We start from the raw sequence: 18,914 nt of genomic DNA on the forward strand, positions 1-18,914 counted from the left end.
AGGGGAAGGGGCACTAGAAGGCTGCGGTGAAGTCGGCGCTCCACAACTGCAGCCGGTACACGAGGTCGTTCCAGATGCCGGTGGCCAGCAGCACGCCGACGAGTACGAGCATCCCGCCGCCGAGCCGCAGGACCCACTGGTAGTGGCGTTTGACCAGGCCGAAGGCGCCCAGCGCCCGGCGGAAGGCCAGCGCGGCCAGCACGAAGGGCATGCCCAGGCCCAGGCAGTAGGCCGCCATCAGCAGGGCGCCGCGCCCCGCGCTCGCCTCGCTCCAGGCCAGTGCCTGTACGGCGGCCAGCGTCGGGCCGATGCACGGCGTCCACCCGACGGCGAACACGGCCCCCAGGACGGGGGCGCCCGCCAGTCCGAGCACGGGCCGCCGGTGGCTGCGGAACTCCCGCTGCGTGAAGCCCGGCAGGAGTCCCATGAAGGACAGCCCCATCAGCACGGTGAAGACGCCGAGCACCTGGGTGACCACCTCCTGGTGGGCCAGCAGGCTGCGACCGAAGTACCCGAACAGGGCGCCTCCGGAGACGAGTACGGCCGTGAAGCCCAGGACGAAGAGCACCGCGCCGGCGGCCATGCGGCTGCGCTGCCCGCCGCGGGCCTCCGCCAGGTCGGAGACCGACAGGCTCGTGACGTAGCTGAGGTAGCCCGGCACCAGGGGCAGTACGCAGGGCGAGAGGAAGGAGACGAGCCCCGCGAAGAACGCCACGGGAGCGGCCACGGCCAGCGTCCCGTGGAGGAGGGACGGGGCGGCCGAGGCGGCGAGGGACACGCCCGTGAGGGCCGTCACGGCGCCTCCCCGGCCACGCGCGCGACCAGCGGCGCCAGCTCCTCCTCGGTGACCGCGCCCCCGATGCTGACGGCGACGCGTCCGCGGCGGTCGATCACGAGGGTCGAGGGGATGGTCTGCGGGTTGAGGAGCTCGGGAGGGAAACGGAGCAGGAGCTCGCCCGCGGGATCGTGGAGGCTGGGGAACTCCAGGCCGTGTGCGCGTACGAAGGACTGCGCGGCCGCCCGGTCCCGGTCGCGGGTGTTGATCCCGAGGAACCGGACTCCCTGGTCCCGGGTCCGCTCGCCGAGCCGCTCCAGGTCGTCGGCCTCGGCCCGGCAGGGGCCGCACCACGACCCCCAGACGTTCAGCACGACGACCTGGCCGCGGAACTCGGAGAGGCTGACGGGCTTCCCGTCCAGGTCGTCACCCGCCAGCGCGGGGGCGGCCGGCCGGGCGTCGGAGTCGACGACCGTGGCCGCGGCGGCGGCGTTGACCACACCCGCGCCGCCCACACCCGCGCCGCCCTCGCCGGCGTCGGCCCCGCCGGCGTGGGCGCCGCTGCCGGTGGCTGCGAAGAGGCAGCCGGCGGCCGCCACCACCAGGCCGGCACCCGCCAGGACGGCGGGCCGCAGAACCGGTCGTCTCATGACGCCCACTGACGCAGGAAGGAGTTGATCCCCTCCGAGGTCAGGCTGGGGTTGCCGGTGGCGTGGGTGTCGACGCGCACCGTGCCGGAGGGGCTGACGACGACGAGGACGGGCATCTTGTACGTGCCGCCCGAGGGGCTGTACTTGCGCAGGAGCGCGGAGTTGGCGGAGCTGTTGCCACCGATGTCGATCTTGACCAGGTGGTAGGAGGAACCGAGGAGCGCCGCCGTCTGCGACTGGCCGAACACCTTGTCGGCCGCCTTGCAGTTGCCGCACCAGTTGGCGCCGAAGTCGAGCAGCACCATCCTCCCGTCGGCCTTCGCCGAGCTCAGCGCCGCGTTGATCAGCTGCTGCGCATCGGCGGAACTGTCGTAGCCGGGCCCCGGGACCTTCGCCGGGGCGGGCGCGGCGGACGTCCGGGAGGGCTTGGGCGCGGCCTGCGTCTGGGCGCGCGAGGGGCTCGGCGAGGAGCCGGTGGCGGCACTGGCCGAGGGCGACGGCGAGGCCGAGGAACTCGGGGAGGCCTCGGCGGAAGCGGAGGCGGAGGCCGAGGCGGACTGCGCGGCGTCGGCGGCGAGGGCGTCCGACGACTGTCCCACCGCGGCCGGCGCGGCGGAGCCCGCGGACTCGGAGGACGGCCCGCACGCGGTGGTCAGCCCCACGGCGACGACGGCCGCGGTGACGAGAGCGGGTCGGAGTATGCGAGAACTCATGGCGAAGACACCCCAAGGCACGGTTCGGTTCGCGGGAAGGCCGGAACGCTTCCCGGATCGGTGAAACCGGCGGCCCGTCACATCGCCGGGGCGTCACGCCCGGGCGCCGAGGGCCACTCGGCTGACGCGAGCATAGGACCGCTCAGTGCCTCCGGAACCGTGTCGGCGTGATCTTGAGGTTCCCCTAAGGAAGAGCTCACCTTCCGCTTCGCCGGGGCTCGGGAGATGAGGGCATACGGAGGGGTGAAACCCCTGAAAGGGACCAGGAGGTCTCAGAACGACGTCTCACGGACACTGGCCTTCGCCATGGGTTCGATCGTCGCCGTGATGACGGAGCGGTGGTTCGCGCCGGTGAAGGTGACCGTCAGGGTGTCGTTGGAGGTCTGCGACGTGGTGGCCTTGAAGCCGAGACCGGGGATCGCGGAGATCAGGCACACGCCGCGGCTCCCGTACCGCACCGTGGCCTTGCCGCCCTCGGAGGGCACGGTGTGCAGACCCGGGCCGCCCTCGCAGTCCACGGCGGGCTTCGGCGCCGTCGTCCGGGGCGCTCCGGTCGAGGCCTTCGCGGTGGGCGGCACCGGGGCCGAGGAGGAGGGGCGTACCGTCTCGCCGGGCGAGTCGGTGGCGGAGGCGCTCGGGGACTGCGGGCTCGGCGACCGGCCCTGCCCGGCCTGCCACGCGGGCGGCGAATCGAAGACCATCGGGGCGGACTGCGCGACCGGGGGCGTATGCCTGGTCGAGCCGACCACGAACTGGACCGTGCCCAGCACGGCGGTCACGCTGGCGGCCGTGCACGACAGCCATATGAGCAGGTAGCGCGGAATTCTTGGCACGGCCCCATAGTGGCCGACGCACCGGAGGGCCCGTCACCACCTCCCCCGGAACGGCGGCGGCCCGGGCATCCGGCCCGCTGCGGCCCGCCCTCTCCGCCCGGCCCGGCCGCGGGAACGCCGACGTCCCCCTGACCGGCATACGGGTCAGGGGGACGTCCACCGCGCGGCGGCGGGGAGGCTGGGCCGGCGCGGGGACCGCTACTTCGGCGCTCCGAAGTCCTGCGTCCACCAAGGGCCGCCGTCGCCCTTGTGGACGCCGATGCCGATCTCCTTGAAGGCGCAGTTGAGGATGTTGGCCTTGTGGCCGGGGCTGTTCATCCACGCGTTCATGACGGCGTCGGCATCCGCCTGTCCGCGGGCTATGTTCTCGCCCAGGCGCGACCATCCGTATCCGGCGTCCTCCACGCGGGAGGTCATCGTCGACCCGTCGGGTCCGGTGTGGGACATGACGCCGCTGCGGGCCATGGTGTCGCTGTACGCCCGTGCCGCCGCGCTCAGCTTGGAGTTCGTGGTCAGCGGACCGCACCCGGCCGCTGCCCGCTCCTTGTTGACCAGGGCGAGGACGGCCGACTCGGAATCGGACGCCCCGGAGGAGCCGCCCGAGCCGCCCGAGCCGCCCGAACCACCGGAACTGCCGCCCCCGGTCGTGGCGGGCGGCCGCGCGGGCTTGCCGGCGGGGGGCGGCGGCGCAGCGGCGGAACGGCTCCCCTGCGCCTCGGATTTCGCGGGGGCGGCCGAAACCGTGGCATCGGCGCCGGGGGTCCCGGACGGCGTGGCACCGGTCGCGGACGGGGAGCCGGTGGGGAGGGTGGGAAGGGCGGCGGAGGGGGCTGCCGTCGCCCCCTCGCCACCGGATCCGGCCGCACCGGATTTCGTCCCGCCGGCGGCGCCGGCCCCCGAGTCCGCACTCCCGCCGTCGGAGTCGGCCACCGCGACGCCGACCGCGACCGCCGCGGCCGCGGCGGTGAGCGACAGCACGATGCGCGTGCGCACCTTCTTCTTCCGCCGCGCCCCGGCGCGGGACGGTGTTCCGGGAGTGGGGATGCGGCTCATGCCTGTGGCACCTCAGGGGGAAGGGGGTGGACGGGTGCGACCGAGCCTAGGGCTGTGACCAGCCAAAAGAGCTGCCGCGAGGCGTTCTTCAAGGTCCCTTAAGGAAGCCCGCAGGATCGGCTCAGGAACGAACGGGACCAATCGCCCACCTCAGAGCGTGGACCTCGCTTGACTGCCGAGCGGCTCGACGGGTAGGGAGAGGCTGTTCATTGCTCAACGTGCGAAACGGGGAACCCATGAAGCCGCTCGAAGCGGGCGATCCCACCTCGGTCGGCGAGGGCCGCTACCGGCTGCTGGGACGGCTCGGCCAGGGGGGCATGGGCGTGGTCTACCTGGGCCGGTCCCGGTCCGGCCGTGCGGTCGCCGTCAAGGTCGTACGTCCGGAGCTGTGCAGCGAGCCGGGCTTCAAGCGGCGGTTCGCCGACGAGGTGGCGGCCTCGCGCCGGGTCGGCGGCTTCCACACCGCTCCGGTCGTCGACGCCGACCCGGACGGGGATCCGGCCTGGCTGGTGACCGCCTTCGTACCCGGCCCCACCCTGCAGGCGGTGCTCGCGCGCGTGGGATCGCTGCCGCTGGACACGCTCACCGTCCTGGCGGCCGGCCTGGCCGAGGCGCTCGAGGCGATCCACCGGGTGGGAGTCATCCACCGCGACCTCAAGCCGGCGAACATCATCGTCGCGGAGGACGGACCGCGCGTGATCGACTTCGGCATCGCGCGGGCCCTGGACGGCACGGCCCTGACGCAGACCGGACTGCAGATCGGCACGCCGGGATTCCTGGCGCCCGAGCAGCTCACCGGCGGCACCGTCACCCCCGCGGTCGACATGTTCGCGCTGGGGGTGGTCCTCACCCAGGCGGCGGGCGGCTCCCCCTTCGGCGACGGCCCGTCCGCGGCCCGGCACTACATGGTCGTCCACGAGGAGCCGGACCTGACCGCCGTTCCCGGCGAACTCCGCGGGCTCATCGGCGCCTGCCTGTCCAAGGATCCGGACTCCCGGCCCACGCCGACCTCCTTCCTGAGCAGCCTGACCGTCCGCCACCCCGCCGGTGACAACTGGCTGCCGGACGCGGCCTCGCAGCTGCTTCCGCGGCAGGAACCGGCCGCCCAGCCCTCCCCGGAACCCACCGCGCAACCCACCGCGCCCGACACCCCGGTGCCGGACACTCCGGCCCTGGACACCCCCGCCCGGAACACGCCCGCCCAGAACGCCCCGGCCCTGAACACCCCGAGTGGAATCCCCTCCGCCCAGAACACCCCGGTCGGGAGCACCCCCGGGCGGGACACCCCGGCCCAGAACGCCGCCCCGGTCGGGAGCACCCCGGTCCTGGGCTCCCCTGCCCGCAACGCCCCGTCACCGGACGTCACGGCACCGGACACCGCCCGCCCCGCCGGCGCGGAGCCCCGTACGGAACGGCCCCGGCCGCAACCGCAGCCACAACCCCAGCCGCAACTGCCGACCGTGACGGGCCCCGCAGCGGTGCTCACCCCCGCGCCCACGCAGGTGCAGGAGCCGGCCGAGGAGCGGTCCCGGCGGCGCCGCGCGGTCATCGCTGCGGCGCTCGTGGTCTCCCTCGCGGCCGCCGGGCTGTTCGTGTGGCAGCCCTGGAAGGGCTCCCCCGGCGACAGCGGCAAGTCCGGGGCCATCGCTCCCACCGGCTCGGCCGCCGCCCCTTCCCCCGCTCCGTTCCCGACCGGCCCGCTGCTCATCCGGCAGGACACCGCTCCGGGCTGGCCCGGGACCTGTCACGGCGTCATCGCCCGCCGGGACCCCACCGCGGACGCACCCGTCCGGCTCGTCACGGGCAGCGCGTGCGACGTACTGCCCCAGTGGTCCCCCGACCGCAAGTCGTTCGCGTTCACCCGCACGACCGCCGAGGGCACGGCCGTCTGGACCGCCGACGCGGACGGATCGAACCCGCGTCGTGTCGCCCCCATCGCCGGGGGCAGGGTGTCCTGGTCTCCGGACGGCAGCCGGCTCGCCGTACTGCGCAAGAAGGACGGCGTGCAGCAGCTGTTCGCGGTCGACGTCGCCGACGGCTCGGCCCGGCAGCTCACCTTCGGCACCGGCCAGGTCGAGGACCCCGCGTGGTCGCCGGACGGCAAGCACATCGCGGTCTGTCTGCAGACGGAGCCCGAGAACTGGCAGGTCCACCTGGTCGACCCCGCCTCCCCGGACCGCGCCCCGGAGCAGGTGACCCGGCTGCCGCATCCGGCGCTCGACCCGGTGTGGTCCCCGGACGGCAAGACCTTCGCGTACACCGCGGGGACGTACGGCAAGGGCACCCAGGGCGACATCCGGCTCGTCGGCGCCGACGGCACCGGCGATCGCGACCTGGTGGCCACCGACGCCCACGAGATGGACCCCACGTGGTCCGCGGACGGCACCTGGGTGGCCTTCGTCCGGGGTCCGTACGAGAAGCCCGTGATCTGGGCCGTACGTGCGGACGGGACCGACGAGCGCAAGCTCACCACCGGTTCCTCCGGCGAAGGCCATCCCTCCTGGCGCTGAGACCGGCAGGACGCGGCACGCCGATACTGGTCCGGGACGTGTCGCAGGAGCCGGGTGCGAGAGGGGGCGGGACATGCCGGTGGCCGCAAGGACGGGCGTGATGGCCGGGCGGGGACTCGAAGTGACCCGGGTGGGCGACCGGTGGCGGGTCACCCGGCCCTGGCCTTCCCAGCTGCGCCCGGTCCTGCACAGTTACGCCGGCTACTGGGAGGCGGCGGCCTCGCCCTACCGGGTGCGGCTGGTGCCCACGGGCCGCGCGGTCGTGGTGATCAGCCTGGGCGAGCCGTTCGCCGGGATCCGGCGGCTGGGCGAGGCGGGCCCGGACAGCCGGGTGACCGGCTCGCTGGTCGCGGGCCTCGAGGACGGGTCCCGGGTGTGTGAACATCCCGGCGGACAGGAGGCGATCCGGCTCGAGCTGACCCCGCTGGGCGCCTATCGGCTGTTCGCCGTACCGATGGGCGAGCTGACCAACCGGGTGGTCGAGCTGCGCGACGTCTTCGGCCCCGGATCCGCGCTGCTGGTCGAGCAGTTGACTGCCACCGCCGACTGGTCGGCCCGGTTCGACCTGCTCGACACCGCCTTGTCTGCCCGGCTCGCGCAGGGTCCGCGTCCCGCGCCCGAGGTGAGCCAGGCCTGGCGGCTGCTGTCCCGGGCCGGCGGCGCGGTCCCGGTCGGCCGGATCGCGGCGGAAGTGGGCTGGAGCCAGGGGCACTTGGTCCGCCGCTTCACCGAACAGGTCGGTCTGACACCGAAGATGTCCGCGCGGGTGCTGCGCTTCCACCGGGCGGTCGGACTGCTCACCCGGGAGGGCCTGAACCCCACCGACGTGACCGCCGCGTGCGGCTTCTACGACCAGGCCCACCTCAACCGCGAGTTCCGCGCCCTGGCCGGCACCACCCCCGGCCGGCTGGCCACCGCCCGGCTGGCGGAGGGAGCCCTCGCCCTGTGAGGGGCGAGAGCAGATTTGTCCAAGCCAGGCCGTCCGCGCGTCGCTAGTGTCCCCGGTGAATCCGACTCAGAGGGGAAACCGTCCGATGGAGAACTTCCTGCGCATCCTCGTGTCCGGCGCCATCACGGGTGGCTTGATCGGCCTGGCGGGTGCCCTCGGCGCACGCCGCCGCCGGCGCCGCGAGGGCGGTGACGCGAACGGCCTCTGACGTTCGCCGCGGTCAGGCGGCGCTCCAGCCCCCGTCGACGGGGATGGAGGTCCCGGTAATGTAGCCGGTGTGCGGGCCGCAGAGCCATACGGCGACGTCGGCGACCTCCTCCGGTTCGATCAGCCGCTTGATCGAGGAGCGGCTGAGCATGACCTCCCCGACCACCTGCTCCGGTTCGATGCCGTGGGCCGCGGCCTGGGCGGCGATCTGCCGTTCCACCAGAGGTGTGCGGACGTAACCGGGGTTCACGCAGTTGCTGGTGACGCCGTGCGGGGCGCCTTCGAGGGCCGCGACCTTGCTCAGCCCCTCGACCGCGTGCTTGGCGGTGACGTATCCGGCCTTGAAGGCGCTGGCGCGCAGGCCGTGCACGCTGGAGATGTTGACGATGCGGCCCCAGCCGCGAGCGTACATGTGCGGCAGGCTCCGGCGGATCAGCAGGAACGGGGCCTGGACCATGACCCGTTGGAGGAGCTCGAACCGGTCCACGGGGAACTCGTCGAGGGGTGCGACGTGCTGGAGTCCCGCGTTGTTGACCAGGATGTCGATGTCGGTGGGGAGTTCGGCCACGAGCCCGCCCTCGGCGAGGTCGACCACGTGGGCGCGCCCCCCGACGGAACCGGCGACCGACTCCGCCGCCCCGGCGTCGAGGTCGACCACGTGGACGAGCGCGCCGGCGGCGGCGAGCGCCCGGGCGCAGGCCCGGCCGATCCCGCTGCCGGCGCCCGTCACCATGGCGGTGCGGCCCGAGAGGTCGACGTCTGCGGCTGCGCCGGACGGGGGTGTGATTCCGCTAGTCATGCCGGGAATCATGCGCGACCTGCGGGCGGCGCTCCCATGTGTCTGCCCTCCACAGTCGTGACCGGCGAGGTGGTGGAGCCCACCAGTGGCCTTCAGGGGGTGAGCGGACAGCTCGTCAGCAGTTCCCCGGGGCCGGCGGAGGCGGGGCGGGGGAGCGTGTGGCCCGGCGGCGGCTGCACGCCCCGGCCGATCCAGTCCTCCAGGGCCGTGAAGGCGGCGCGGTGGCACGGGAGGATGGGCCGGAGCCTGTCGGGGAAGGCGTCGAACAGCGAGTCGACGTGGGTGCCGCCCTCGACCCTGTAGTAGCGGAAGAGCCGGCCGCGGCCGGCGTCGGCGACCATCCGGGCGTAGACGTCGGAGTCCTGGCCGATGGGCAGGAGCACGTCGAGGGTTCCGTGCACCGTGACGAGGGGTTTGCCGATCCGGCCGGTCAGGGCGATCTTCGAGACCGCTTCCCGGACTCCGCCGGCCCGGGAGGCGTAGTCGTAGTCCGCGTCGCAGGCGGGGGTTCCGGGCGTGCAGAAGGGCAGGCCGGCCTCGAGCGCGCCGTCGTAGTCCGGGTCGAGTTCCTCCCGGTAGATGCGCTGGGTGAGGTCCCAGTAGTACTGGTGGTGGAAGGGCCACAGGAACTCCGAGCCGGCGGGGAAGCCCGCGGCGGTCATCCGCCGGTGGGCCTCCCCGGCCCCCTCGCCGCCGTCCGCGTAGGCGGGGTACGCGGCGAGGGCGGGCGGCAGGAAGCCGAGCAGGTTCGGCCCCTCCTCGCGCCAGAGCGTGCCTTCCCAGTCGACACCGCCGTCGTAGAGTTCGGGATGGTTCTCGAGCTGCCAGCGGACCAGGTATCCGCCGTTGGACATGCCGGTGGCCAGCGTGCGTGCGGGGGGCCGCGCGTAGCGCTGGGCGACGACGGCCCGGGCGGCGCGGGTGAGCTGGGTGACGCGGCGGTTCCATTCGGCGATCGCGTCGCCGGGTGCGCGGCCGTCGCGGTGGAACGCGGCCCCGGTGTTGCCCTTGTCGGTCGAGGCGAAGGCGTACCCGCGGGCCAGCACCCAGTCCCCGATGGCCCGGTCGTTGGCGTACTGCTCCCGGACACCCGGTGAACCGGCCACCACCAGGCCGCCGTTCCACCGGTCGGGCAGGCGGATGACGAACTGGGCGTCGTGCTGCCAGCCGTGGTTGGTGTTGGTCGTCGAGGTGTCCGGGAAGTAGCCGTCGATCTGGATTCCGGGGACGCCGCTCGGTACGGAGATCCCTGCGGGGGTCAGTCCGGCCCAGTCGGCCGGGTCGGTGTGGCCGGAGGCAACGGTCCCGGCCGTGGTGAGTTCGGCGAGGCAGGCCTTGTCCTGGCGCTCGGCGCCGGGCACCTTCAGCCACTGGAGCCGCGCGCAGGCGGCCGCCGCACCGTCCCCGGTGCCGCCGCGGTCCTGGGCGGCGGCCGCGGGGACGGCGGCGAGGGTGACAAGCGCCGCCGCGGCGGCGACGGACCTCCGCAGGGTGGTGGTGCGGGGCAGGAGCACGGATACCTCCGGGGGAAGGGCGTACGGGGCCGTACGCGCGGCTGGGGGGCGGGCGGGTGCGGCGGCGCCGCGTGGGGAGGGGTCAGGGGCAGGTGCCGTCGGCGACGACGTAGTGCCCGGCCGGTGACTCCTTCAGCGTGTGCACGACGAAGGTGTTGTAGAGGCCCATGTCCTGGTGGGAGCCCTGGGCGTAGACGTGGCCTCCGGAGGTCGTGGCGCGGCCGGCCTGGACGTGCTGGTAGTTGTTCGCGGTCCAGCACTTGGGGGCGGCGCCCGTGGTGGTGGCGTGCACCTCGGACGAGCGCGGGCCCTCCACCCCGGCGCCGTCCCGGGCGGCCACGGCGTAGGAGTGGCCGGTGCCGGGGCCCAGTCCGGTGTCGGTGAACGGGGATCCGTCCGGGGTCGCGATGCGGGCGCCGTCGCGGTACACGGCGTACGAGGCGGCCCCGCCGACGGCGTTCCACCCGAGGGTGACGGTGGTGTCGGTGGCCGCGGTGGCGGCGAGGCCCGTGGGGGCGGGCGGGCCGCCCGGGGCGGGAGCGGAGCCGTCCAGGCCGAAGAAGCCGGTGATCCAGTAGCTGGAGCAGATCGAGCGGATGAAGTGGGCCGTTCCCGTCGAGCCGCACTGCTGCGGTCCGGTGCCCGGGTCCACCGGGGTCCCGTGCGCGATGGAGGGGACCCGGTCCACCTCGACGGCGACGCTGCCGTCCGCCGCCAGGTACTGCTCCCTGCGGGTGCTGTCCGGCCCGATCGTGGAGGTGCGGTCCGGGCTCTGGTCCAGGCCGTGGACGGCCGTCCACTGGTCGCGCAGTTCGTCCGCGTTCCTCGGGACGACCTTGGTGTCGCCGTCGCCGTGCCAGATGGCGACCCTCGGCCAGGGCCCGCCGTAGCCGGGGTTCGCGTCGCGGACGCTCCCGGCCCATGCCGAAGGCGCCCGGTCGGTGCCCGGGCTCATACAGGAATAGGCCGTGACCACGGAGTCGGCGCAGGCGTAGGGGACTCCGGCGATGACCGCGCCCGCCGCGAACACCTCGGGGTAGGCGACCAGCATCACCGAGGTCATGGCCCCGCCGGCCGAGAGCCCCGTGATGTACACGCGTGCGGGGTCGGCGCCGTAGGCGGCCCCGGCCCGGGTGACCATCTGGCGGATCGAGGCGGCCTCGCCCCGGCCCCGCCCGGTGTCGCCGGGCTCGAACCAGTTGAAGCACTGGCTGCTGTTGTTCGCGGCCGTCGTCTCGGGGAAGACCAGCAGGAATCCGTACCGGTCGGCGAATTCCGTCAGCCCCGAGTTGTCGGCGTAGACCTGGGCGCTCTGGGTGCAGCCGTGCAGCGCCACCACCACGGCCGGTGCGGCCGGCATTGCGGCGGGCCGGTACACGTACATGTTCAGTGCGCCGGGGTTGGTGCCGAAGTCGCCGATCTTCTGGAGGGGTACGGCGGCCCGTGCGGCGGGAGCGGGCGAGAACAGCGCCGCCCCCGCCAGCAGGGCCGCGACCGCGGCCGTCCGGCCGAGCGCACGGCGCCGGCTTCCCCCCGTACGCGCGGAACGGGCCGGGCCGGTGGACGGCGGCCGAGGGGGTGCTTCGCTGGGCGGCATGGCGGCTCCTGTACGGCTGACCGGCCAGGGGCCGGACGGGCTGGGGTGCGGGTAACCGTAGGAGCCGGGGTCCCCGGCCCAGAACGGTGCTGCGCACCACAGCCCGCCGAAACGGCTGTGGTCCGTGCCCCGTTGACCGGCCACGGCCGCCCTGCTAACGCACCGTGGGCCCGGACCGCGTCAGGTGCGGACCGACAGGTCGCGTGCGACGGCCAGTTCCGCGCCGGTGGCGGCCCTGACCTCGTCCACGCCCACCCCGGGGGCGAGTTCGCGCAGCAGCAGGCCGTCACCGGAGACGTCGACCACCGCGAGATCCGTGACGACCCGGTCCACCACGCCCCGGCCCGTCAGCGGCAGGGTGCAGTGCGGCACGAGTTTGTGGGAGCCGTCCCGCGCCGTGTGCTCCATCAGCACGATCACCCGCCGGGCGCCGTGCACCAGGTCCATGGCGCCGCCCATCCCCTTGACCGTCTTCCCCGGGACCATCCAGTTGGCGAGGTCACCGGAGGCGGAGACCTGCATGGCGCCCAGCACCGCCACGTCGATGTGCCCGCCGCGGATCATGCCGAAGGAGAGAGCGGAATCGAAGTACGCGGCGCCGGGGACGGTGGTCACGGTCTCCTTGCCCGCGTTGATCAGATCAGGATCGACCTGCTCCTCGTCCGGGTAGGGGCCGACGCCGAGGATCCCGTTCTCCGAGTGGAGGACCACCTCGATGCCGTCGGGCAGGTGGTCGGGGATCAGGGTGGGCAGCCCGATGCCGAGGTTGACGTACGAGCCGGCGGTCAGTTCCCGGGCGGCCCTCGCCGCCATCTGCTCCCGTGTCAGGGCCATCAGTACGCCTCCTGGAGTCGCGGACGGGTCGTGCGCCGCTCGATGCGCTTGGCCGCCGCGGGATCGCCGGGGACCACGCGCACGACCCGCTGGACGAAGATGCCGGGCAGGTGGACCCGGTCGGGCGGGATCTCCCCCGGTTCGACGAGCTCCTCCACCTCGGCGACGGTGACGCGGCCGGCCATCGCGGCGAGGGGGTTGAAGTTGCGTGCGGAGGCGTGGAAGACCAGGTTGCCGTGCCGGTCGCCGACGGCCGCCCGGACGAGGGCGAAGTCGGTGGTGACGGCTTCCTCCAGGAGGTACTCGCGGCCACCGAACGTCCGGGTCTCCTTCGGCGGCGAGGCCACGGCGACCGTGCCGTCCGGGCGGTACCGCCAGGGCAGCCCGCCGTCCGCGATCTGCGTGCCGGCTCCGGCCGGCGTGTAGAAGGCGGGCATCCCGGCGCCGCCCGCCCGCAGCCGCTCCGCGAGGGTCCCCTGCGGGACCAGCTCCACCTCCAGCTCGCCGCTGAGGTACTGCCGGGCGAACTCCTTGTTCTCGCCGACGTACGAGCTGGTCATCCGGGCGATCCGGCCGTCCCTCAGCAGGAGCCCGAGACCCCGGTCGTCCACACCGCAGTTGTTGGAGACCACGTGCAGGCCGCCGGTTCCGCGCTGCCGCAGGGCCTCGATCAGCACCCCGGGAATCCCGCACAGGCCGAACCCCCCGACCGCGAGGGAGGCGCCTTCCGCCACGTCGGCGACCGCTTCGGCGGAGTCCCCGACCACCTTGTCCACACTCATCCACCGCTCCCTTTCCTGGCCCTCGCGGAATCGGACTCCGGCGAGCCTAGGAAGGTGTGGCGGGAGGCACGATGGCGGAATTCCCCATAACCCGGAACCTTCCGGTGGAGGGGAGAACCAGCGCTGTGCGCTCAGGACGCGGCGGATCCGAACCACTTCGGCAGGTGGTCGAGCAGGTCCTGCTGGTCCTCACCGGCCCACGCCACGTGCCCGTCGGGCCGCAACAGCACCGCGGGCACGTCCAGTTCCTCGCTGCCGTCGACGACGTGGTCGACCCGGTCGGACCACCCCTCCACCGAGAGCCGGCCCGTCCGGTCGAGCAGCAGCCCGCGGCCTTCGTGCATCAGGCCGTACAGGCGCCCCTGCTTCAGCTCGACGTCCCGCATCCGCCGCCCGAGCAGTTCATGCCCCTCGCCGAAGTCGTAGCGGACGCCGACCGCGATGATCTTCTCCGTCAGGTAGCGGTTCACGTCCTCGAATTCGATCAGTTCCGTGAGCAGCCGGCGTACGGCCTGCGGTCCCGGTTCGAGGGACATCAGCTCCCATTGCGCGCGGGTGTTGTCCAGGACGGCCGCGCCCACCGGGTGCCGTTCGGCGTGGTAGCTGTCCAGCAGCCCGTCCGGCGCCCACCCGGCGACCTCGGCGGCCAGTTTCCATCCGAGGTTGAAGGCGTCCTGGACACCGAGGTTGAGGCCCTGCCCGCCGGCCGGTGAGTGGATGTGCGCCGCGTCTCCGGCGAGCAGCACCCGGCCGGACCGGTAGCGCTCGGCCAGCCGGGTCGCGTCGCCGAAGCGGGACAGCCAGCGCGGCGAATGCACACCGAAGTCGGTCCCTCCGGTGGCCCGCAGCTGCTGCTTCAGCTCGTCCAGGGTCGGCGGAACGGTACGGTCTTCCGCCACCCCTTCGGCGGGCGCGACGACGCGGTACAGCCCGTCGCCCAGGGGCATGGCTCCGAACCGCAGCTGGGTCTTGCGGACTTCCGCCATCACTGCGGCGAGTTCCTCCGGCGATGCGGTCAACTCCACCTCGGCCAGCAGTGTGTCGACCCGGCTGGGCTCGCCGGGGAAGCCGATGCCGAGCAGCTTGCGCACCGTGCTGCGGCCGCCGTCGCAGCCGACGAGGTAGCGCGAGCGCAGCCGTGTGCCGTCGGCCAGCTCCACGGTGACTTCGTGCTCGTCCTGGCTCACGGCGACGAGTTCGCTGCCGCGGCGGATCTCGGCCCCGAGTCCGGTGGCGTGCTCGGTCAGCAGGCGGTCGGTGACGGGCTGCGGAATGCCGAGGGTGTACGGGTGCGCCGTGTCCAGGTGGGCCGGCGCGGATTTGGGGATGCCGGCGAAGAACCCTCCGACGGGGTACTGCGTGCCGAGCGCGAGGAACCGGTCCAGCAGACCGCGCTGGTCCATCACCTCGATGCTGCGGGCGTGCAGACCGAGGGCGCGGACGATCCGGGTCGGCTCCGCGTCCCTTTCCAGCACGACCACCTGCACGCCGTGCAGCCGCAGTTCGGCGGCGAGCATCAGGCCGGTGGGGCCTGCGCCCACAACGATCACGTCAATCATCAAGACCACATTTCCGCAGGTTTCCGGTTGAGGCCGACGATTCTGCGACACGAAGGGGGCCTTGCCACAAGCCCCCCGGTGCGCTATAGGTTGATAGTGGCAAGGAGTGGGAAACTCCTTGCCTTCGTCTTTTTGCGGCCTCAGTCCCGCTCGCGGAGGTACGTCTCCAGCTCCGCGGCGCCGGTCAGCATCGCCCGCCCGCGCGCGGACAGCCGGTCGCGCCAGCCCGCCAGTACGGCCTCCAACGGCTCCAGCCCGCCCGCCGACCGCACCTGGGCGATCAGCGGGGCGATCTGCTCCAGCAGGTGGCCGCCCCGCCTGAGCTGGTGGGCCAGCCTGGCGTCCCGTACGTCGGCCTCGTCGTACACGCGGTAGCCGGTGAGCGGGTCGCGCCGCGGGTGCACCAGCCCGGCGCGCTCCCATGTGCGCAGTGTGGCGGGCCGGATCCCGAGCTCTGCCGCCAGCGGCCCGACGAAGGTGCCTCCGCGCCCGCCCACCGCCGTGCCGGGTCCGGACCCGGTGGAGGGCGGCAGGTCGCGCAGGGCCCGCTCCACGGCCTGGAGGGTCCGCCGGTCGTCGAGCAGCTGGGCGTGGCTCTCGTCGATGAGGCGGAGCGCCTCGTCGGCCTCTCCCCGGTTCACGGCCTGCAGGACCGACGTCGCCGTGCGGTGGCCGTGGCCGGGGACCAGGGCGAGGAACGCGTCCAGGGCCCGTGCGTGCAACGGCGTGTAGGTGCGGTAGCCGTTCGGGGTGCGATCGGCGGCCGGGAGGATGCCGGCCTCTTCGTAATTCCTGACGGCCTGCGTGGACAGGCCGTGCCGACGCGCCAGATCGACCGGCCGGAGCCGTTCACCGCTTTGAAGGTTTGACACCATGAATCCCGAGGATGTCGTGCACTGCACGTGAAAAGTTTCAACCGAAGGTTCAACGATAGCGTTGAAGGCATGGTCAAAGACATCCAGGACACCGTCCATCCCTTCGATGCCGGCTCCGTCACGGGGCTCCTCCCGGCCCGGCCCCGGGTGCTCGCCCTCGGCGAGCCCACGCACGGTGAGGACACCCTCCTCGAGCTGCGCAACGCGCTCTTCCGGCAGCTCGTCGAGGAGGAGGGCTACCGGACGATCGCGATCGAGAGCGACTGCATGACGGGCCTCGCCGTGGACGACTACGTCACCTCGGGCACGGGCACCCTCGACGAGGTCGTGGAGCGCGGGATCAGCCACGGCTGGGGCACCTCCCCGGCCAACCGCGAGCTGGTGCGCTGGATGCGCGCCCACAACGAGGGCCGCTCCGCCTCCGAGCGGGTCCGCTTCGCCGGTGTCGACGGCCCGCTGGAGATGACCGGCGCGGCGAGTCCCCGGCAGGCCCTCACCGCACTCCACGGCTACCTCGCCGCCCGGGTCGAGCCGGGGCTGCTCCCCTGCACCGCGGACACCCTCGACCGCCTGCTCGGCCCCGACGGCCGGTGGACCGAGCCCGCGGCGATGATGGACCCGGCCCGGTCCGCCGGGCAGTCGCCCGAGGCGGCGGAGCTGCGGCTGCTCGCCGACGATCTGGTGGCGCTGCTCGACGAGCAGACGCCGCACCTGCTGGCGGCGTCGCGGGACGACTGGGACCGGGCGTGCCTGTACGGGCGCACCGCAACCGGCCTGCTGCGCTACCACCATTGGATGGCCGACGCCTCACCGGCCCGCCTGGGGCGGCTCGTCGGCCTGCGGGGTCGGATGATGGCCGGCAACCTCCTCGCCCTCGCCGCCCGGGGCCCGGTACTCGTCCATGCCCACAACTCCCATCTCCAGCGGGAGAAGAGCAGCATGCGGCTGGGCGAGATCCCGCTGGAGTGGTGGAGCGCCGGGGCCGTCGCGCACGCGCATCTCGGGGACGAGTACGCCTTCGTGGCCACGGCCCTCGGCACGATCCGGCACCGGGGAGTGGACGCACCGCCCCCGGACACCCTCGAAGGGCTCTTGTACGCGCTCCCGGCGGACCGGTGCGTCGTCGACGCCCGCAGGCTGTCCGCCGTCCTCGGGGACGCACGGCCCGCCGCCCGCGTCTCCCCGTGGTTCGGCTACGCCCCCTTCGACCCCGCGCATTTGGCGGGCAGCGACGGGATCGTCTTCGTCAAGGACCTCCCGCAGCTCTAGTCCGTCCCGTCCGGGTCGCGCATGGCCCGCGCCGCCATGCTGCGGATCACGTGCGAGGGGATGCCCGGATTGCAGGAGGCGGCCCGGGCCGTGTCGGGGTCGCGCAGCCGCGCCACGAGCACGCTCGCCGGAAGGTACCGCAGCTGCAGGACGATCCCGCGTATGGAGTCGTCCGGGTCCTCGGTCATGCGGACCGCATCGGCGACGGGCAGGCGAGGGTCCTCGGCGGCCCGGCGGCGCACCTCCGGGTCACGGTCCGCGGCGAACCGGGCGACGAGTCCGGCGGGTGCGAGCGGGTCGTCCAGGGCGAGCCGGCGCATCCGGCCGTGGGGGTCGTCCGCGTACCGGAGCAGGCCTTCTCGGGGGAAGTTGGGGTGCGTGCGGGGGCGCCCCGGCTTGGACAGGCTCCCCGTCCACCAGGTCCACACCCGCAGCAGCATCTCGGCGGGGGCGTCGTCGCAGGACTCGGCGAGGAACAGCTGCACGATCCGGTCCGGGTCCCAGGCCAGGCGCCGGACCACGTCCGGCGGGAGCCGCCGGGCCCGGGCCACGCTCCGGCGCACGAGGGCGTGGGAGGAGGAGGCGAGGCGCCGCATGGCCTCCGGGTCGTCGTGCAGGTCCGTGACCCAGGGCAGGGTGTCGGAGTGGTCGCCGGGACCGATGTCCAGGGGGATCGCGGCCCGCTGCTCCTCGGTGAGATCCGGGCGGACGGAGACCGCGTGCCGGACTCCGTGGTCGGTGTCCCGGGCCAGCCGGGCCACCGACCGCGCGTCGAGGCGGGGGTTGGCGGCGAGCGCCGTGCGCCGGCGCGCGTCCCCGGTCGCGAGGAGGTGTTCGACGAGGTCGGGGGCGAGCCGGCAGTGCTCCACGGCGTACTCCCCCAGCTCCTCGCGTACGTAGACCCCCCGCGGGAGCGGCTCGTCCTGGTGGTGCCGCAGCAGCGCCTGCTTTCGTACGCCGGCGGCCTCGTCGGCGAGCAGGGCCCCACGCCGCCCGGCCGGGAGGGCCGGCCAGGCCGACCAGCAGGCCGACGCCCGGACTCCGGGGTTGGGGTCCTCCGTCAGGGCGACGGCGTGCCGCGGGGGCAGGCCGGTCAGCGTGGCGGCCTCGGCCCGGACGCGGGTGGACGGATCGGCCACCAGCAGGGCGTACGCCTCCTCCTCCAGGACGGCCCGTTGTTCGGCGGCGAGCAGGGCGAGGATCCACCGTTCCCGTTCGGTGCCGGCCGTGCGGAACAGCCGGGTCCAGTGGGCCGGGGTCAGGGGCGCCCACAGCTCGACGGCGTGGAGCCTGACCTTCGGGTCCGGGTGCGTCAGAGCGACCTGCACGAGCTCGTCCGGCGGGAGGCGCACCAGCTGCTTCGGGGAGCGGCGGATCACTTCGAGCCGGATGTCCTCCGGGGTGTGCGGGTTCCCGACGAGGCCGTCGGCCCAGGCTTCGAGGACGGCCGGCCCCGGGTCGGGTGCGGCCAGGAACCCGGCCCAGACCGCCGCGGCCTCCTCGGCGCTCTCCGCGGCCGCGGCCTCGGCCGCCGCGTCGATCCTCGCGCCGACCCCGGTCAGGGCGAGCAGTCGTGGGGCTGCGGCCGCGCCGGGCACCGTGCCTGCGAAGGTCTCGCCGTCCAGGGCTGCGAGCAGCAGCCCGCGCGGGTCGGGGTCCGCCCCGTCGAGCAGCCCGGTGAGGGCCTGGACCGGGTCGTCCGCGAGGATCCGGACCCGCCGCCACCCACCGCCCGTGCGACCGCGCGGGGCGTGGGGCCCGGCGAACGCGAGCAGGCACTCGCGGCCGCCGCCGAGCACGAGTCCGGCCGCCTCGGCCGGGCCGACGGCCGGTTCGCCGTCGGTGTCCGCCGCGGCCAGCAGCCGTCCCGCCGTGGCGGCCTTCCGGATCCCCGGAACCCACCACGTGCCCAGGGGCTCGAGCCCCATCAGGGCCAGCAGCGCCTCGTAGCTCTCCTCATTGCGCAGCCTGTCGTCGTTCACGTCCGCCGCGTCC

Annotated in this window: 17 protein-coding genes; 4 read left to right on the top strand and 13 right to left on the bottom strand. The window is 73.9% G+C overall.

Translation table 11 applies throughout. From position 1 onward, the window contains the following. Positions 1 to 13: 13 nt before the first annotated feature. The 5 genes from ACIGFK_RS19970 to ACIGFK_RS19990 all read right to left on the bottom strand — a co-directional run bounded on the left by ACIGFK_RS19970 (position 14) and on the right by ACIGFK_RS19990 (position 4,024). On the bottom strand, positions 14 to 796 hold the full coding sequence (locus ACIGFK_RS19970; RefSeq protein WP_376656082.1) for a cytochrome c biogenesis CcdA family protein: 783 nt from the start codon (positions 794 to 796) through the stop codon (positions 14 to 16). Next, complete coding sequence (locus ACIGFK_RS19975; RefSeq protein ID WP_376656081.1) at positions 793 to 1,425, bottom strand: TlpA disulfide reductase family protein; 633 nt, start codon at positions 1,423 to 1,425, stop codon at positions 793 to 795. The genes ACIGFK_RS19970 and ACIGFK_RS19975 overlap by 4 nt, the downstream gene beginning before the upstream one ends. Continuing rightward, positions 1,422 to 2,138, bottom strand: a complete 717-nt coding sequence (locus tag ACIGFK_RS19980; RefSeq protein WP_376656080.1) for a thioredoxin family protein — start codon at positions 2,136 to 2,138, stop codon at positions 1,422 to 1,424. Before ACIGFK_RS19980 ends, ACIGFK_RS19975 begins: the two co-directional genes overlap by 4 nt. Positions 2,139 to 2,410: 272 nt before the next feature. Further along, on the bottom strand, positions 2,411 to 2,971 hold the full coding sequence (locus ACIGFK_RS19985) for a hypothetical protein (protein WP_400052922.1): 561 nt from the start codon (positions 2,969 to 2,971) through the stop codon (positions 2,411 to 2,413). A gap of 198 nt (positions 2,972 to 3,169) precedes the next feature. Next, complete coding sequence (locus ACIGFK_RS19990) at positions 3,170 to 4,024, bottom strand: CAP domain-containing protein (RefSeq protein ID WP_400052924.1); 855 nt, start codon at positions 4,022 to 4,024, stop codon at positions 3,170 to 3,172. A 236-nt stretch (positions 4,025 to 4,260) separates the two neighbouring features. Between ACIGFK_RS19990 and ACIGFK_RS19995 the strand changes: the two genes are divergently transcribed. The 3 genes from ACIGFK_RS19995 to ACIGFK_RS20005 all read left to right on the top strand — a co-directional run bounded on the left by ACIGFK_RS19995 (position 4,261) and on the right by ACIGFK_RS20005 (position 7,691). After that, positions 4,261 to 6,534: a protein kinase gene (locus ACIGFK_RS19995; RefSeq protein ID WP_400052926.1), complete on the top strand. Its 2,274-nt coding sequence runs from the start codon at positions 4,261 to 4,263 to the stop codon at positions 6,532 to 6,534. A gap of 73 nt (positions 6,535 to 6,607) precedes the next feature. Continuing rightward, a complete protein-coding gene (locus ACIGFK_RS20000; protein WP_400052928.1) occupies positions 6,608 to 7,483 on the top strand; it encodes a helix-turn-helix domain-containing protein in 876 nt (291 codons plus the stop codon). 85 nt (positions 7,484 to 7,568) lie between these two features. Beyond that, positions 7,569 to 7,691: a hypothetical protein gene (locus ACIGFK_RS20005; protein ID WP_376656075.1), complete on the top strand. Its 123-nt coding sequence runs from the start codon at positions 7,569 to 7,571 to the stop codon at positions 7,689 to 7,691. Between the two features lie 12 nt (positions 7,692 to 7,703). On the opposite strand, the gene ACIGFK_RS20010 is transcribed toward ACIGFK_RS20005, so the two are convergent. From ACIGFK_RS20010 to ACIGFK_RS20040, 7 genes are all read right to left on the bottom strand, one after another. Continuing rightward, positions 7,704 to 8,489: a 3-hydroxybutyrate dehydrogenase gene (locus tag ACIGFK_RS20010; RefSeq protein ID WP_376656074.1), complete on the bottom strand. Its 786-nt coding sequence runs from the start codon at positions 8,487 to 8,489 to the stop codon at positions 7,704 to 7,706. Between the two features lie 92 nt (positions 8,490 to 8,581). After that, entirely contained in the window at positions 8,582 to 10,003 is a 1,422-nt protein-coding gene (locus ACIGFK_RS20015) for a tannase/feruloyl esterase family alpha/beta hydrolase (protein WP_400052930.1), read from the bottom strand. An 82-nt stretch (positions 10,004 to 10,085) separates the two neighbouring features. Next, a complete protein-coding gene (locus ACIGFK_RS20020) occupies positions 10,086 to 11,600 on the bottom strand; it encodes a PHB depolymerase family esterase (RefSeq protein WP_400052932.1) in 1,515 nt (504 codons plus the stop codon). A 180-nt stretch (positions 11,601 to 11,780) separates the two neighbouring features. Next, positions 11,781 to 12,434 carry a CoA transferase subunit B gene (locus ACIGFK_RS20025; RefSeq protein ID WP_386465519.1) on the bottom strand — a complete coding sequence of 218 codons (654 nt, stop codon included), beginning with the start codon at positions 12,432 to 12,434 and terminating at the stop codon, positions 11,781 to 11,783. Continuing rightward, positions 12,434 to 13,216 (bottom strand): CoA transferase subunit A, encoded by a 783-nt coding sequence (locus tag ACIGFK_RS20030; protein WP_376656070.1) that lies wholly within the window; start codon positions 13,214 to 13,216, stop codon positions 12,434 to 12,436. The genes ACIGFK_RS20025 and ACIGFK_RS20030 overlap by 1 nt, the downstream gene beginning before the upstream one ends. 131 nt (positions 13,217 to 13,347) lie before the next feature. Beyond that, positions 13,348 to 14,775, bottom strand: coding sequence for a rifampin monooxygenase (gene rox / locus ACIGFK_RS20035; protein WP_386465525.1), 1,428 nt, complete (start codon positions 14,773 to 14,775; stop codon positions 13,348 to 13,350). A 140-nt stretch (positions 14,776 to 14,915) separates the two neighbouring features. Next, positions 14,916 to 15,650 carry a TioE family transcriptional regulator gene (locus tag ACIGFK_RS20040; RefSeq protein WP_376656068.1) on the bottom strand — a complete coding sequence of 245 codons (735 nt, stop codon included), beginning with the start codon at positions 15,648 to 15,650 and terminating at the stop codon, positions 14,916 to 14,918. Positions 15,651 to 15,719: 69 nt separating this feature from the next. Between ACIGFK_RS20040 and ACIGFK_RS20045 the strand changes: the two genes are divergently transcribed. Further along, positions 15,720 to 16,919 carry an erythromycin esterase family protein gene (locus tag ACIGFK_RS20045; protein WP_400052935.1) on the top strand — a complete coding sequence of 400 codons (1,200 nt, stop codon included), beginning with the start codon at positions 15,720 to 15,722 and terminating at the stop codon, positions 16,917 to 16,919. Here the strand turns inward: ACIGFK_RS20045 and ACIGFK_RS20050 are convergent. Next, a complete protein-coding gene (locus tag ACIGFK_RS20050; protein WP_400052937.1) occupies positions 16,916 to 18,901 on the bottom strand; it encodes a PE-PGRS family protein in 1,986 nt (661 codons plus the stop codon). The two genes, ACIGFK_RS20045 and ACIGFK_RS20050, sit on opposite strands and share 4 nt — an antisense overlap. Positions 18,902 to 18,914 lie beyond the last annotated feature (13 nt).

It is taken from the genome of Streptomyces sp. NPDC085524 (assembly GCF_044541755.1).
In the GTDB taxonomy this organism is placed as follows: domain Bacteria; phylum Actinomycetota; class Actinomycetes; order Streptomycetales; family Streptomycetaceae; genus Streptomyces.